This window comes from Acinetobacter sp. YH12094 (assembly GCF_013419295.1).
GTDB classification, from domain to species: Bacteria; Pseudomonadota; Gammaproteobacteria; order Pseudomonadales; family Moraxellaceae; genus Acinetobacter; species Acinetobacter amyesii.
Genome location: NZ_VPAK01000001.1, coordinates 278,859 through 293,114, shown reverse-complemented (window position 1 = coordinate 293,114; position 14,256 = coordinate 278,859). Strand labels below are relative to the sequence as shown.

13 protein-coding genes, 5 tRNA genes and 1 other RNA gene are annotated in these 14,256 nt (G+C 41.7%); 10 read left to right on the top strand and 9 right to left on the bottom strand.

The window, feature by feature from the left end; translation table 11 throughout:
• Positions 1 to 17: 17 nt before the first annotated feature.
• From FTU34_RS01435 to coaD, 4 genes are all read right to left on the bottom strand, one after another.
• Positions 18 to 94, bottom strand: a tRNA-Met gene (locus FTU34_RS01435).
• A gap of 73 nt (positions 95 to 167) precedes the next feature.
• An RNA gene (rnpB, locus tag FTU34_RS01430) (RNase P RNA component class A) lies at positions 168 to 547 on the bottom strand.
• A gap of 26 nt (positions 548 to 573) precedes the next feature.
• Positions 574 to 837, bottom strand: coding sequence for a YfhL family 4Fe-4S dicluster ferredoxin (locus FTU34_RS01425; RefSeq protein WP_078191349.1), 264 nt, complete (start codon positions 835 to 837; stop codon positions 574 to 576).
• 1 nt (position 838) lies between these two features.
• Entirely contained in the window at positions 839 to 1,330 is a 492-nt protein-coding gene (gene coaD, locus FTU34_RS01420; protein ID WP_078191350.1) for a pantetheine-phosphate adenylyltransferase, read from the bottom strand.
• Between the two features lie 137 nt (positions 1,331 to 1,467).
• Between coaD and smpB the strand changes: the two genes are divergently transcribed.
• A complete protein-coding gene (smpB, locus tag FTU34_RS01415) occupies positions 1,468 to 1,941 on the top strand; it encodes an SsrA-binding protein SmpB (RefSeq protein WP_078191351.1) in 474 nt (157 codons plus the stop codon).
• 53 nt (positions 1,942 to 1,994) lie between these two features.
• Here smpB and FTU34_RS01410 read toward each other — a convergent pair whose 3' ends face one another.
• From FTU34_RS01410 to rluD, 4 genes are all read right to left on the bottom strand, one after another.
• Positions 1,995 to 3,344 (bottom strand): hypothetical protein, encoded by a 1,350-nt coding sequence (locus FTU34_RS01410; RefSeq protein WP_373686458.1) that lies wholly within the window; start codon positions 3,342 to 3,344, stop codon positions 1,995 to 1,997.
• 229 nt (positions 3,345 to 3,573) lie between these two features.
• A complete protein-coding gene (locus FTU34_RS01405) occupies positions 3,574 to 4,125 on the bottom strand; it encodes a flavodoxin family protein (RefSeq protein ID WP_078192171.1) in 552 nt (183 codons plus the stop codon).
• Between the two features lie 40 nt (positions 4,126 to 4,165).
• Positions 4,166 to 4,906, bottom strand: coding sequence for a peptidoglycan editing factor PgeF (gene pgeF / locus FTU34_RS01400; RefSeq protein WP_180034445.1), 741 nt, complete (start codon positions 4,904 to 4,906; stop codon positions 4,166 to 4,168).
• Between the two features lie 45 nt (positions 4,907 to 4,951).
• Positions 4,952 to 6,004, bottom strand: coding sequence for a 23S rRNA pseudouridine(1911/1915/1917) synthase RluD (gene rluD / locus FTU34_RS01395; protein WP_078191355.1), 1,053 nt, complete (start codon positions 6,002 to 6,004; stop codon positions 4,952 to 4,954).
• Positions 6,005 to 6,075: 71 nt separating this feature from the next.
• On the opposite strand from rluD, the gene FTU34_RS01390 reads away from it, so the two are divergent.
• Together FTU34_RS01390 and FTU34_RS01385 are read left to right on the top strand one after the other, a co-directional pair.
• A complete protein-coding gene (locus tag FTU34_RS01390; protein ID WP_180034446.1) occupies positions 6,076 to 7,059 on the top strand; it encodes an outer membrane protein assembly factor BamD in 984 nt (327 codons plus the stop codon).
• A 220-nt stretch (positions 7,060 to 7,279) separates the two neighbouring features.
• Positions 7,280 to 9,208 (top strand): DNA primase, encoded by a 1,929-nt coding sequence (locus FTU34_RS01385; protein WP_180034447.1) that lies wholly within the window; start codon positions 7,280 to 7,282, stop codon positions 9,206 to 9,208.
• A 54-nt stretch (positions 9,209 to 9,262) separates the two neighbouring features.
• Here the strand turns inward: FTU34_RS01385 and hemA are convergent, their stop codons facing one another.
• Positions 9,263 to 10,546, bottom strand: coding sequence for a glutamyl-tRNA reductase (hemA, locus tag FTU34_RS01380; RefSeq protein ID WP_180034448.1), 1,284 nt, complete (start codon positions 10,544 to 10,546; stop codon positions 9,263 to 9,265).
• 78 nt (positions 10,547 to 10,624) lie between these two features.
• Here hemA and FTU34_RS01375 point away from each other — a divergent pair, with 78 nt between their 5' ends.
• The 7 genes from FTU34_RS01375 (at position 10,625) to FTU34_RS01345 (ending at position 14,253) form a co-directional block, all read left to right on the top strand.
• Positions 10,625 to 12,337, top strand: coding sequence for a hypothetical protein (locus tag FTU34_RS01375; protein ID WP_180023231.1), 1,713 nt, complete (start codon positions 10,625 to 10,627; stop codon positions 12,335 to 12,337).
• Between the two features lie 9 nt (positions 12,338 to 12,346).
• On the top strand, positions 12,347 to 12,925 hold the full coding sequence (gene lolB, locus FTU34_RS01370; RefSeq protein WP_180034449.1) for a lipoprotein insertase outer membrane protein LolB: 579 nt from the start codon (positions 12,347 to 12,349) through the stop codon (positions 12,923 to 12,925).
• 28 nt (positions 12,926 to 12,953) lie between these two features.
• On the top strand, positions 12,954 to 13,793 hold the full coding sequence (ispE, locus tag FTU34_RS01365) for a 4-(cytidine 5'-diphospho)-2-C-methyl-D-erythritol kinase (protein WP_180034597.1): 840 nt from the start codon (positions 12,954 to 12,956) through the stop codon (positions 13,791 to 13,793).
• Between the two features lie 3 nt (positions 13,794 to 13,796).
• A tRNA-Gln gene (locus FTU34_RS01360) sits at positions 13,797 to 13,871 on the top strand.
• Between the two features lie 38 nt (positions 13,872 to 13,909).
• Positions 13,910 to 13,984, top strand: a tRNA-Gln gene (locus FTU34_RS01355).
• A gap of 28 nt (positions 13,985 to 14,012) precedes the next feature.
• Positions 14,013 to 14,087, top strand: a tRNA-Gln gene (locus tag FTU34_RS01350).
• Between the two features lie 91 nt (positions 14,088 to 14,178).
• Positions 14,179 to 14,253: transfer RNA gene (locus FTU34_RS01345), tRNA-Gln, on the top strand.
• The last annotated feature ends 3 nt before the right edge of the window (positions 14,254 to 14,256 follow it).

The window sequence follows — 14,256 nt, the reverse complement described above, 5'->3', positions numbered from 1 at the left end:
TGGTCTTTTTTTGAATATGGTGGCTATGACGAGACTTGAACTTGTGACCCCCGCATTATGAGTGCGGTGCTCTAACCAACTGAGCTACATAGCCTTAAACTGTGCGCGCATTATGGAGGGATATTTAAATATCGTCAAGCCCATAATGCGCGTATTTGATCAAAATTTGTTGAAGTGAACCGATAAGCCGGGTTCTGTCGAGGACGATCATTCCTCTAGGCGTACAATCACTCATACGCTCAAGCGACCTACCCGGATCCAGCATGGGCCATGCCTAAAGGATCCCTATTTGGTCTTGCTTCCGGTGGGGTTTACCATGCCGTGAACTGTTACCAGACACGCGGTGCGCTCTTACCGCACCCTTTCACCCTTACCTCCGATTTCGATTGCTCGAAACCATAATGAAGGCGGTCTACTCTCTGCTGCACTTTCCGTCGGCTCACACCGCCCAGGCGTTACCTGGCACCTTGCCCTATGAAGCCCGGACTTTCCTCCCCTGCTTTAGTCACGGAGACCTATACACAGCAGCGATCGTCTGGTTCACTTCGGGGCGCATTCTAACAAATCTGACAACTAATTGCTTGATGTTTTTTGAGCAGTTAGTTTTTCGTACTTTTGTTGAAGCTGTTCCTGAGTTTCAGGATGTGCCGGATCCAATGGAATACAGTCCACCGGACAGAACAACTGACACTGCGGTTTATCGTGATGCCCAACGCATTCCGTACACAAATCAGGGTTAATCTCATAAATGAGTTCCCCCATGAAAATCGCCTCATTGGGGCATACAGGTTCACAGACATCGCAGTTGATGCATTCATCAGTGATATATAAAGACACTCTACCAACCTTGCTGTTGTTTACGCTTAAAGGCTTCCACGACAGCTTGTGGTACAAACTGAGTGACATCACCATTTAAACGTGCAATTTCACGCACGAGCGTAGATGAAATAAACGAATATTGCTCTGATGGGGTTAAGAACACCGCTTCAAATTTACTGTCCAAACGGCGATTCATATTTGCCAATTGAAATTCATATTCAAAATCTGAAACTGCACGTAACCCACGTAATACGGCTGTTGCTTTTTGCTCGTTAAAGAAGTTGACCAACAGCCCATCAAAACCTACAAACTCAACATTTGACAAATGACTTAAAGACTCTTGCGCTAGTGCAACACGTTCTTCCAGACTAAACACAGGGTTTTTGTGATGTCCAATTGCAATTGCCACGACAACTTCGTCAAACATGCGTGATGCACGTGTCACTAAGTCGATATGACCATTAGTAATTGGATCGAATGTGCCCGGATAAATTACACGAGTTTTAGACATCCAGTTGTACTCTGTTATTTTGTAGACGGGTATTTTAACAAAATCTTGATTTATAGGTGAAGTCAGCTTGTAAATTTAAAAACTTCATCTTATTCAAAGTTCGGGTACAATAGTGCTAAGTTTGGAAGTTTTTGATTATGACGAAAGCAGTAGTTAAAAAAAATAGTAGCAGTACGATTGCCCTAAATAAGCGTGCGCGTCACGATTATTTCATTGAAGAAAAATTTGAAGCGGGTCTTTCATTACAAGGCTGGGAAGTCAAATCAATGCGTGCGGGTCGTATGACTATCGTAGAGAGCTATATTACGTTTAAAAATGGTGAAGCATTTTTATTCGGCGCTCAAGTGCAACCTTTACTGAGTGCTTCGACACATGTGGTGCCTGAAGCAACACGTACTCGTAAATTATTGCTGAACCGCCGTGAAATTGAAAAACTACAAGGTGCGATTAACCAAAAAGGTTATTCATGTGTGCCTTTGGCATGTTACTGGAAAGGTCCTCATGCCAAACTTGAAATCGCCCTAGTAAAAGGTAAACAGCTTCACGACAAGCGTGCAACGGAAAAAGACCGTGATTGGCAACGCGATAAAGCCCGTATTTTTCATAAATAAGTTCATTAAAAAAACCTCCTTTTTGGAGGTTTTTTTATTTTTAAATTGCAGATTTAGCAGAATTTCAATCCACCAAAACAGTTGGTCCGAACTTCCTGATTCCCCAAGACCTGATTTTTTAACGTTAAATTGGCCGCACCGGCATTACTAAGGTTAATTGAACCGACATTTTTATAAATTGGCAGACCAAATGCTGCACCAACAGCAGAACCTAAGGGAATATAAATTGGTTCATTGGTTAAAATTTGCGATACTTTTTGAGCAACTTGTGGCAAGACGCCTGAGATATCCACTTCAGATGTTGGATTCAATTTGCCAATATTGATCGGGTCTTTAAATGACATCCACCAACCTGTACGTGCAATATCATCGGCATTGGCATCTGGCCAACTGATATCTTGAGATTGAAGTGATAAATAACCGGCTGTGCCATTTAATGGAATGTTATGAATCATATTTAAGGCTTGCTCAAAGGTAATGTTCATTTTCAAACCATCAATTGATGAACCCGAATCCATAAAGAACTGCGCCCCTTCTACCCATAACAAATTACGGTCAAGTTTGACCTGCAAACTACCACTATCACGGTTGAGTTGAATCGACGGTACAGTCGCACTGATATTTTTGGCAACGGCTTGAGTTTGTCGTTTTCCATTAATAGTAATTTCAGGGACGGTAAATGGCACATTCATTGAAGGAATTTTTAAACCCTTACTATTTTCGGGTTGGCTAACAAAGCTACGATCATTGTTCCAAATCGTATTAATCACCAAGTTACCGGATAAAGTCTCACTGCTGCTATCACCAAAAATTGCTGCTTGGGTCTTTGCTATCCCTGTAGTCGGTGCAATTTTCATATAACCGCTTAGCGACTTAATCCCATCTATCGGCGCACCCGTGTTTTGAATACCTGTGGTCAATAAACCTGTAATTGATTCAGCACTGACACGGAAGCCTTTAACTTCACGTAAAGCCGCTTGTTTTGGGTTTTTAATTGCAAATTCAATAAACGGATTTTTCAGTTCGGCACTTGTTGACGCTCGATCACCATTAAAGACGGGATTACCATTGGCATCGGTCGACGTTGCATTACCACTCAACGCCAGATGACGAATATCAATATCACAGCCATTTGACCCATTTACCCCACCACAGCCGAGTTGCAAACTTTTGACATTGACATTTAGATCCATGACGGCATCTAAACTGAGTTTGTAGAAACCAATATTTTCATCGACCATTTGTTGGTTGACCAAAATAGGATCGGTATAGGACATATTCATCAATGCAGCACCATTGATGGCAGACAATTCTTCATCGGCTAATCCCACCAATCCTTCTGCTGCAAAAACAACGTCAGAAACACATAAGGTCAATGCCATTGCGACTATTGTTTTTTTCACGATTATTTAATCCTTTTTAATATTCGTCACTCATCCCGAGTGAAATTTATGAGAAGATTAAATCAATAGCGTTGGCGTAAATGAATGGCAATTTGTGACACACATCACAACTCAATTATACAAAATGCCAATTTTCACAAATTTCAGGCCATTAAAAACCCCAGTAACATTTCCATCACTAGGGTTTTCAAAGATTTATAAATGATAGTTCAAACGATTTATTTACAAATTAATTAACTTTATTTAACAACAGCCCCAAATATTCACCAAACCAAATGGCGGTTTCTAAATCGCCCGCAGGTGGCGTGACTTCAACAGGTGCATTATCCGATTGTGTCATTAAACCTAAAAAGCTCGACATCCGATTTAAATCTGTTGTGCTTCGTCCAGTTGGCATCAATGGAAGACCGCTCCACAACATACCGTGCTGCATGGCGAATAAATTGATTTGCTGCAATACTGCCAATTTATCTCCACTTAAGCCGCCACCATTGGTAAAACCTGCGGCTAACTTGCCTTGCCATGTCCGTGCTAACCAGCGTTTAGATGATTGCTCCATGAATAATTTCATTGCCGCACTCATACTGCCCATATAGGTTGGGCATCCAAAAACGATGGCATCTGCACTGTCCAATTCATCCCAATCCACATGCTCTACATTCATGAGATGGACTTTTACACCGGCTTTTTCTGCACCTTGTACAATGAAATTCGCCACTTTGGCAGTGTGCCCATAGGGACTGTGGTAAACAACAGCAAGAGATTTAGCAGTCAAAGACATAACATTTAAAAGTCGATAGATTCAGTCAAGTTTAGCATTTTCAAAGCATAAAGACGAATGTTGCCATACGTCCTGTTTTCGCTTCGCGGCGATAAGAAAAATATTCTTCAGCTTGCAAAAAGGTACATTGGTCGCCACCTGTTACGGCTTTAACCCCATGTAATGCAAGAATATAACGCGCTATCGCATAAAGATCAGCATAATATTTGCCTTCCCTTACACCAGCTTTAAATGCACTTTCAAGTTCTGGGTATTTGGAACAAAAGGCAGCTTTGACTTCTGCGCCAATTTCAAAACTCTCTTGACAAATGGCTGCCCCCAACCACGCCCATGTTGGCTGAGTATGCATAGCTGCAATGGTATTTTCCACAATACCATTAGCCAGGCCCTTCCAACCTGCATGCAGATTGGCAACTTCAGTCCCATCAGCATTACCCAAAACCACGGGTAAGCAGTCTGCGGTCATCATCATCAGGGCATGATGTTTAGACTGCGTGACCATACCATCGCCTTGGGGTGCAACAAAGTTGATCTGTTCATCAATGCGATGGCATAGCGTACTGTGGGTTTGGTTCATCCAGCTGATTTTATTCACGCCATATTTAGCAAAGTCTTTGAGCAATTGCATCCGGTGCTTTTGCACACGCGCTGCATCATCTCCCACATGCAATGCCAGATTAAATCCTGCCAGTTCACGTTGTTCAGCGGGTTGCGTCTGATCATGATGAACTCGAGTTTGTCCCACAAAAACACCCTGTGGAAGTCCCTGAACAAATTGCATGTTGCCGTCCTTTTCTATCTATGGCGTGTAAATCAGTTTTAAAACTTAATAAGCTTTGTTTTCACTACGTAAAACTTCAACCAATTGATTAAAGTCTTCAGGCCATGGTGCTTCAAACATCATGTCTTCTCCTGTACGTGGATGAACGAGACCCAATTTAACCGCGTGTAACGCTTGACGTTTAAAGCCACGTAAAGTGTCATCTAATAACATCGACGCGCCTGCCGGCATACGTACACGTGGTACATACACTTGATCGCCCACAAGACCATGACCGATATAAGTAAAATGCACACGAATTTGATGGGTACGACCCGTTTCTAAACGTGCTTGAACGCGGGTAAAGTTTTGGAAACGTTCTTTCACATTGTAGTGAGTCACCGCATCTTTACCGCCCGGCAAGACTGCCATTTTGATGCGATCGACAGGATGACGCTTAATTGGTTCATCGACTGTACCGCCAGCAATAATGTTGCCATATACGATCAAATCGTAAATACGGTAAACCGATTTCTTCGCCAATTGCTTACTTAAAGAAAATTGGGATTCGAGGTTTTTCGCAACAACCAACAGACCTGAGGTGTCTTTATCAATACGATGCACCAAACCTGCACGAGTCAACTCTGAAGATTTTGGGTAGTGATGCAAAATTGCATTCACCAATGTGCCTGTACTGTTTCCAGCACCCGGATGAACAACCATGCCGACAGGTTTATTAATTACCATAATATCGTCATCTTCATAGACAATATTGAGCGGAATATCTTCAGGTAAGCTACGGGTTTGTGCTTCTAACTCGACGTCTAAAGTCAGTAACTCTGTGCCTTCGCATTTGTACTTAGGTTTCACAGTGTTACCATTGACCAACAAATGGCCCTCTTTGAGCCACTGTTTTAGCTTTTCACGAGAAAAATCAGTCCATACCAGTGCTGAAACCTGATCAATACGTTGTCCTAAATAGCTTTCATCCAATTGAAATTGCAACGATAAACGTGTTGCAGTTGAGTCTGAAGTATGGTTATCTGCATCCTCAGAATCTTCAAGTAAATTGAAATCAGTTTCAGGGAAATTAGAATTGGAAGATTGTGCTTGACTCATTTGCTCATTCAGACAAAAGTGGTTTAATAGTTCAATTGTAGCTCATTGCCCGTATTAACAGAGGAATTTTTATGTCGCTACCAAAATATAAAATGACAATGCTTGCTCTAACAATAGGCATTGCATCGGCAATGGTAGGCTGTAGCAGTAATCCAAAGAAAGAAGTGGTCGACACAGGTCCACAATCAAGCGAACAGATTTATATCGAGAAAGCACAAAAAGCGCTTGAACGTAACCAATATACAGATGCAGCAAAACACCTTGAAGCTCTAGAGACCTACTACCCTACAGGTAACTATGCGCAGCAAGCACAACTTGAACTATTGTATGTAAAGTTTCAGCAAAAAGACTATGAAGGTGCGATTGCACTTGCAGACCGTTTTATTCGTATGAACCCACAGCATCCGCAAGTTGATTATGCGTACTACGTGCGTGGTGTTTCAAACATGGAGCAAAACTACAATGGTTTGCTTCGCTATACTTCTTTAAAGCAATCGCATCGTGATGTGAGCTATCTCAAAGTGGCTTATCAAAACTTTGTCGACTTTATCCGTCGCTACCCATCGAGCGAATATGCAGTCGATGCCGCACAACGTATGAAGTTCATCAGTCAAGAATTGGCTGAAAGCGAAATGAATGCGGCACGTTTTAATGTGAAGCGTAAAGCATGGTTAGCTGCTGTTGAACGTTCACTTTGGGTGATCGAACATTATCCTCAAGCACCACAAGTTCCAGAAGCTCTAGCGACGGTTGCCTATGGTTATGACAAACTTGGTGATAAAATCACGTCTCAGCAATACATTGAAGTGCTTAAGCTAAACTATCCAAAACTTGTGAAGTCAGACGGTACGGTCAATATGCGTGCTGCACGTAGTGAAGGTAGCTTCCTAAACCGTGCAACCTTAGGTATTTTCGGTAAAGAAGCACAGACGATGTCTGAGCAAACCTCTACAGATGTAGTTGAAAATGATGAAGAAAAACGTAGTTTAACTAATCGTTTAAGCTTTGGCTTATTGGATCGTCCTCATAGCGAAAAAACTGAGTCGTCAGAATAAGCTGAATAATATAGTCGCAACGAAGGTCGATTTTTCACAAAGGGCAAGTTAGAATACTTGCCCTTTTATCTTTTCAGGATCTACAGATTCGGTTAGATTAAAAGGTATACAATAGTTCGATGGGCGATGCTGTACTGCATCCCCACTGAACTTACAGCATTGCTGATTTCAACATATTTCACGAACTGCCCAAATTCAATAGATAGACAGATAAAACAGCATGGCCATTCCTCAACATACAATTGATCAAATTTTAGATCGCACCGATATTGTCGATGTGATTGGTCAATTTGTGAAATTGAAAAAGACTGGACGCACCTACTCAGGATGCTGCCCATTCCATCAGGAAAAATCGCCATCTTTCCATGTCTATCGTGATAAACAATATTTTCACTGCTTTGGTTGTCAGGCCAATGGTAATGCCATCCGTTTTTTAATGGATATTGGTAGCCGTAACTTCATCGAAGTGATGAAGGATTTATCAAGCCAAACAGGGATTGAACTACCGAAAGACAATAACGATTCCAATAAACTCAAATATAAACGCGAATCTAAACCCAAACCTGTACAAAAACCTGCAATCGAAGCAAAAGCTCTGCCGCCCAAAACAGGCGAAACCGACACAAATCCTGCTGCAGTAAATTTCGAACACGACCCATTTGCTGAGTTTCAAAATAACGAAGATGCGTTTTATGGGAACGATCCGTTTGCTCACTTTGACCAAGTTACCAATGGTTTTGAAGATGTGCCGCAAGACGGAAACTTATATGACTTGCTGGAAAATGTCGCACAGTTTTATGAGCAACAACTTCCGCTCAGTCCAATTGGGCAAGCTTATTTTAAACAACGGGGTCTCAGTGCAGACACCATTGCCTATTGGCGTTTAGGCTATGCCCCCGAAGATTGGCAACATCTGGAAAAAGCCTTTCCACAAGATATCGAAGGACTCAAACTCCTCGGTTTGATTCGCACCAGTGATAGTGGTCGTGACTTTGACTTACTGCGTGAGCGGGTGATTTTCCCGATTCGAGATGCGAAAGGTCGTGTGGTCGGTTTTGGTGGTCGTGCCCTAAATGATGAAATCAAACCGAAATACATCAACTCTCCAGACTCTGAAGTTTTCCATAAAAACCAGTTACTTTATGGTTTATATGAAGGCCGTAAACAAAAAGCCCAAGATTGGTTAATGGTCGAAGGTTATATGGATGTCATTGCCCTACAGCAATATGGCATTCATGGCGCTGTAGCGACTTTAGGGACTGCCAGTAATACTGAACATTTAAACATTTTATTTAAGCAAAATAGCCGCATTACCATTGCATTTGATGGTGATGCCGCAGGTCAAAAAGCAGCTCGTCGTACGCTCGAAATTGCCCTTCCATTACTGAATGATGGACGTGAACTTAAATTTTTTGTTTTGCCGAATGACCACGACCCAGATTCATTGATCCGCCGTGAAGGTATTGAAAATTTTCGACGGTTACTGCACACCTCACCGCTTCTTTCTGAATTTGTTTTTGCACATTTAACGCAAAATCATGATGTCAGTTCACCTGAGGGTAAAAGTCAGGTGATGGGTGAACTCAGACAGCTCACTGAACTGTTGCCGAAAGGTGGTTCATATCGTTATTTGCTACAACAATATTTCCGTGAAAAATTAGGGTTTAGCCGAAAGTGGCAGCCTCAAGTCAATAATGATGCGTCTCTGAGCTTTAGTACAAAAATTGATGCTGAAGAATATGTGATTGCGATTTTAATCAATCATCCTTATCTCTACATTCACTTTGAGCCTTTACGCGCCTTAGTTTCACAAGACCTATTGCTTTATCATGTGTTAAATATTTTCAATGTGATTTTTGATGAATTGCCTGATGATCCAGAGTTATCCACCTATTATGTACTCGGTGCTTGTGCAGCACATCATCATGAATTACAACATATTTTAGAACATGCCAATATCAGTGACTATACGTCATCACCTGAACAAGCAGATAAACTTGCGGCAGATTTATCGACAAAATTGCAATATCAATTCTTACAACTCAAGATCAAGTCGAATAAGTTTTCTAGCCTTGCTGAAATGCGTAATTTAAAACAACGTATTTATGATATTGATAAAAAAAGATCGCTCACCCTCCTTGAAGATTAATTTTTAACTTCAAGTTCAAACTGTGAATGACCGTTATTCAATGAATAGCTTTATTTATTTCTTTGGTTTACGGCGATTTTCAGCCACATTAACTAAATTTTGTTCTAACATTTCAAAATAAGCAGGATCTTCCGCCATCGCAGCATTGCGCAGCACGATAGAGGTTGGATGCAACAGCTTTTGGGTTAAACGATGTGACATTTCTTGCATAATCTTCGCAGCATCTTCGCCCTTTTGTAGACGATTCAAGGCCAAAGCCAGCTCTTCTTGACGCAATGACTCCCCATGTTCACGGTATGCATGGATTGTCGAGCCAGCCAAATTCACTTTTTGCTGTGTGATTAAATCTGTCGCAAGCTGATTAACCATCACTTCGGCTTCAACTGCCGCCTGACGACGCTGAGCCAAGTTTTCTTCTATGACTGTTTGCAGATCATCGACACCATATAAATAAACACCATCTAAACTTTCGACTTTGGCTTCAATATCACGGGGTACCGCCAAATCGACCAACAACATTTGTTTATAACGGCGTTTTTTCAATGCTGCTTTGACATCCGCAAAACAAATCACTTGATGCAAGCTTCCAGTACAACTTGAAATTACATCTGCGCGATGTAAATTGTCTGCCAAATCTGCAAAATCAATTATTTCAACTTCTACACGATGAGCAATCTCTTGGGATAAAGCTTCAGCACGGGCACGTGTACGGTTACAGATAATAATTCTACCCACACCCATTTCGGCCAAATGCTTCGCAACCAAGCTATTCATTTCACCAGCAGCAACAATCATGACCGTCAATTTTTCAGGCTGACTAAAAACCTGTAAAGCTAGCTGAGCAACGGCATAGCCCATCGACACTGCATGACTTCCTACGGCTGTTTCAGAACGCACTCGTTTTGCCGCATAAAAGGCATATTCAAAAATACGGTTTAAATTTGGGGAGACAGTTTCGGCATCTTTGGCTAAGGACAAAGCCGTTTTAACTTGACCTAAGATTTGAGGCTCACCAAGCATGAGCGAATCCAAGCCGCTAGCCACACGCATGAGATGTGTCACCGCCTGTGCATTTTCATAACGATACACATGATTTGACAATTGCTTTACATCAATACCATTTGATTGGGCAAGCCAATTCAATACCATGTCTGCATTTTCAGACATCGCATAGACTTCAGTACGATTACATGTAGATACCACCACCATGTCATTGAGTTCAGGTGCATGGCTTTGCTGTTCAAGCAGCGCTGTTAACTTTTCAGGGTTAAATGCAATCTGTTCGCGCAGTTCTACAGAGGCGGTTTGATGGTTGACACCCAATGCAAAGAAAGACATATCAGATCATCATTTCGCTAAATTTATGCTATTGTGCATTATCGGCGTCATAAAAAGCATTACTTGGATCAAGAAAAATTGCGTCTAACAAATAGCCGACTGAACGGCCAGACAATAAAGCAGTATTCTACCACATTCTTACTTGTTGGTAGCATGGCTTCTACTGCCCCAATTCGGGCCGTGGGAGAAGTTTACCATGCAAATTCAGGATATGATGCAATTAAACAAAGTATGATTGCAGAATTTGCCTTAGCTTATAACGACATCCCAACCGCGCTTCATAATTACACCGTGCTTGCAATCAAAAGTAAATCCACCATGGTCAAACAGCGTGCTTTAAACGTTGCTATTGAGCAAAATGATTTACAAGCAGCCTTAGATATTGCTACACATTGGGTTGTGCAAGAACCTGAAGATGTACCAGCATTATTTTATTTATCACATATTGCTTTGAAAGCCCATGAATATGAGCTTGCCGCCGAAACACTTGATAAAATTTTAACCATTGACCCAAATGCAGATTTAGAACAAATTTTGGCGGGTATTTCCCCTGAATCAGAGGAAGATCGCGCTTATCTGATTCAAGCACTGACCGCTAGCAAGGAGAAAACCAACCCTTCTATTTTGGTCTTAGTCGCAGGTTTACAAGCTCAAAATGGTGCCTTTGCTGATGCCTTAGACACCATTAATTTAGCACTGAAAAAACGCCCGAAAGTGACTGGCTATATTTTAATGAAAGCCAATTTACTTATGTCGTTAGGTGATGAAGAAGAAACCTTAAAATGGTTCGAAAAATCCAGCCGTAAACACCGCAACAATATGGAAGTTCGCTTAGCAGAAGCAAAATATTTAATTAAAATCAATCAGTCAGAATTAGGTCTAGAAAAACTCGAAGATATACTAAAGAAATGGCCATCTGCTGAAGAACCGCTATTTATGGCAGGTTTGACCAGTATTGACTTAGAGCTTTATGAAAAAGCCGAAAAGTATTTGGTGGAGTTACGCTATTCGAGCAAATACCAAAATGAAGCGTATTACTATCTCGCAGTAAATGCTGAACGCAAACAGCATTATGAAACGGCAAAAGCCTATTATCGCCTTGTTGATGGCAGTCTTTATACAGTTTCACGGCGCAATATGATCAGCATTTTTAGCCAGCAAAATAAGCTGCATGATGCGCTGCGCTTTTTAACCCAAGAGCGGGTTAATTATCCTCAACATGCCAGTTTCTTATATCTTGCTCAGGCAGATATTTTAAAACGCATGAACAATAAAAAAGCAGCAGTCCGTTTGCTTGATGAAGCGGTAAGAAACTTGCCCGAAGATCCTGAGCTCATTTATGCCGAAGTTCTACTGCTCGACGCCCATCAAGATAAAGATAGACTCGACCAATTACTAAAACAATTACTTGAAATTGAACCCAATAGCCCGACCTATTTAAATGCATATGCCTATACCTTGGCGGTACAAAATAGACGCTTAGATGAAGCCCGAAAATACGTCGAACATGCCTTAGAATATGCTCCTGAGCAAGCCTCAATTTTAGATACGTTCGGTTATATTTGTTATTTGCAAAATGATTTTAGTACATCTGCATCTGTTTTGGCCAAAGCGTATGAACTGAGTAATAGTTTAAAAATTGGCATTCGCTACGCACGATCAGTCTTCATGCAAGGTGATATGAATAAATTTGACGCGTTGTTACAACAACTCCAACAAAAACATCCGAATGATCCGCAATTAGAGCAACTACATTCGTTATTGTTACCCCAACCCATGAAAAAGAGTTAAAAAGACTTTATGCAAGTATCTTCAAAATTTGGGGTATCTGCCCTGACCTGCTGCGCTTTATTTTTTACCGGTTGTCAGCAATATGTTAAAACACCCGCTCAACCTAGCCCTGAAGAGGTCGCTGCAAATCAATTCAACTTACAAGGTAAGATTGGTGTGCGCACGCCACAACAGTCAGGAAGTGCTTTTTTTACTTGGGTTCAAGACCGCAATGAATATGACATTGAACTGAGTGGCATATTAGGTGTTGGAAAAACTCAAATCAGCGGTAAACCCGGTCAAGTTCAACTCAATAGTGCAAAAACCGGTTTGATTGAAGCAGCAACACCAGAAGAATTACTCGAGCGTGCTACCGGTTGGCAAGCTCCCATTACCCACCTCATCGACTGGGTACAGGCGCGCCCTGCAACCACACAAGCAAAAATTCAACGCGATACTGCGCAGCGCCCCCAACAGATTATTGAAGATGGTTGGACCGTAGACCTGAGCTATAACGAGACTGCGACGGTACCGAACAAGTTAATTTTAAAACAAGCACTTGAATCCGGTCAGGAAAATCGTATTACAATGGTGATTCAAAATCGTTAATTTGCCTAAAAGCTGAACTATGACTTCCATGATTCGTGTACCTTCTCCTGCAAAACTCAATTTGTTTTTGCACATTACTGGCCGACGTCCGAATGGATATCACGAATTACAAACGATTTTTCAGCTCATCGATTTATCGGATTGGATGGAATTTCATCCACGTGCAAATTCTGCTGATGAAGATTTTATTCAAATTGAGGGCTTAAACAGCGTCAATCTAGAGCAAAATTTAATTTATCGTGCTGCTCAAATACTCAAACCGTTTGCTAAAGCACTAACTGCACAAAAAATCCACATTGAAAAAAATATTCCGATGGGTGCAGGGCTCGGCGGTGGTTCATCCAATGCAGCCACCACCCTAATCGTGCTTAATCAACTATGGAAATGCGGTCTAAATACCGAACAACTTGCAGAGCTCGGCTTACAACTTGGAGCAGATATTCCCGTGTTTGTACATGGTCTAAATGCATGGGCAGAAGGCATCGGTGAACACTTAACATTCATAGATTTAGCTCAAAAACAGTACATTGTGTTAAAACCTGACTGTTTTATCAGCACTCAACTGCTTTTTTCACAAAAAACGTTGACAAGAGACTCAAAGCCCACTAAATTTTGCGGCTATCAGGAAACACCATCTGATTTTGGAAATAACTTTGAGCCTGTGGCACGAAGCTTATATCCCGAAGTCGATGAAGCAATGCGGTACTTAGATCAGTTCGGTACAGCAAAGCTTACAGGTACAGGTGCTTGTGTATTTACTGAAGTGACTGAAAATATGAATATTGATGACATATTGAAAAATGCACCATGTAAATCTTACTTGGTTCGCAGTTTGCAAGAATCACCATTACGTCATTTTGAAGTTTGATATAGGGGCGTCGCCAAGTGGTAAGGCACCGGGTTTTGATCTCGGCATCCGTTGGTTCGAATCCAGCCGCCCCTGCCATCATTTTTCACCTGTAGATGTAATTGCTGTAAAGTATTAGGGGCGTCGCCAAGTGGTAAGGCACCGGGTTTTGATCTCGGCATCCGTTGGTTCGAATCCAGCCGCCCCTGCCATTTACTTTATTCGCTATTTCATCAATTTAGGGGCGTCGCCAAGTGGTAAGGCACCGGGTTTTGATCTCGGCATCCGTTGGTTCGAATCCAGCCGCCCCTGCCATTTACTTCAAAAAAGACAGAGCATAATTTGCAGTATCTTTGTTGTTTCAACTTGACAAAATACCGTAAAAATATTAAAGTTCTGCCGCATTAGGGGCGTCGCCAAGTGGTAAGGCACCGGGTTTTGATCTCGGCATCCGTTGGTTCGAATCCAGCCGCCCCTGCCATCT

What these genes read in the sequence shown, in the direction of transcription:
- coaD (WP_078191350.1), bottom strand. Translation starts at nt 1,330, where the DNA reads ATGTCTAAAACTCGTGTAATTTATCCGGGCACATTCGATCCAATTACT.
- FTU34_RS01405 (WP_078192171.1), bottom strand. Translation starts at nt 4,125, where the DNA reads ATGTCTTTGACTGCTAAATCTCTTGCTGTTGTTTACCACAGTCCCTAT.
- lolB (WP_180034449.1), top strand. Translation starts at nt 12,347, where the DNA reads ATGCAAGTATCTTCAAAATTTGGGGTATCTGCCCTGACCTGCTGCGCT.
- hemA (WP_180034448.1), bottom strand. Translation starts at nt 10,546, where the DNA reads ATGTCTTTCTTTGCATTGGGTGTCAACCATCAAACCGCCTCTGTAGAA.
- rluD (WP_078191355.1), bottom strand. Translation starts at nt 6,004, where the DNA reads ATGAGTCAAGCACAATCTTCCAATTCTAATTTCCCTGAAACTGATTTC.
- pgeF (WP_180034445.1), bottom strand. Translation starts at nt 4,906, where the DNA reads ATGCAATTTGTTCAGGGACTTCCACAGGGTGTTTTTGTGGGACAAACT.
- FTU34_RS01390 (WP_180034446.1), top strand. Translation starts at nt 6,076, where the DNA reads ATGTCGCTACCAAAATATAAAATGACAATGCTTGCTCTAACAATAGGC.
- FTU34_RS01385 (WP_180034447.1), top strand. Translation starts at nt 7,280, where the DNA reads ATGGCCATTCCTCAACATACAATTGATCAAATTTTAGATCGCACCGAT.
- ispE (WP_180034597.1), top strand. Translation starts at nt 12,954, where the DNA reads ATGATTCGTGTACCTTCTCCTGCAAAACTCAATTTGTTTTTGCACATT.
- smpB (WP_078191351.1), top strand. Translation starts at nt 1,468, where the DNA reads ATGACGAAAGCAGTAGTTAAAAAAAATAGTAGCAGTACGATTGCCCTA.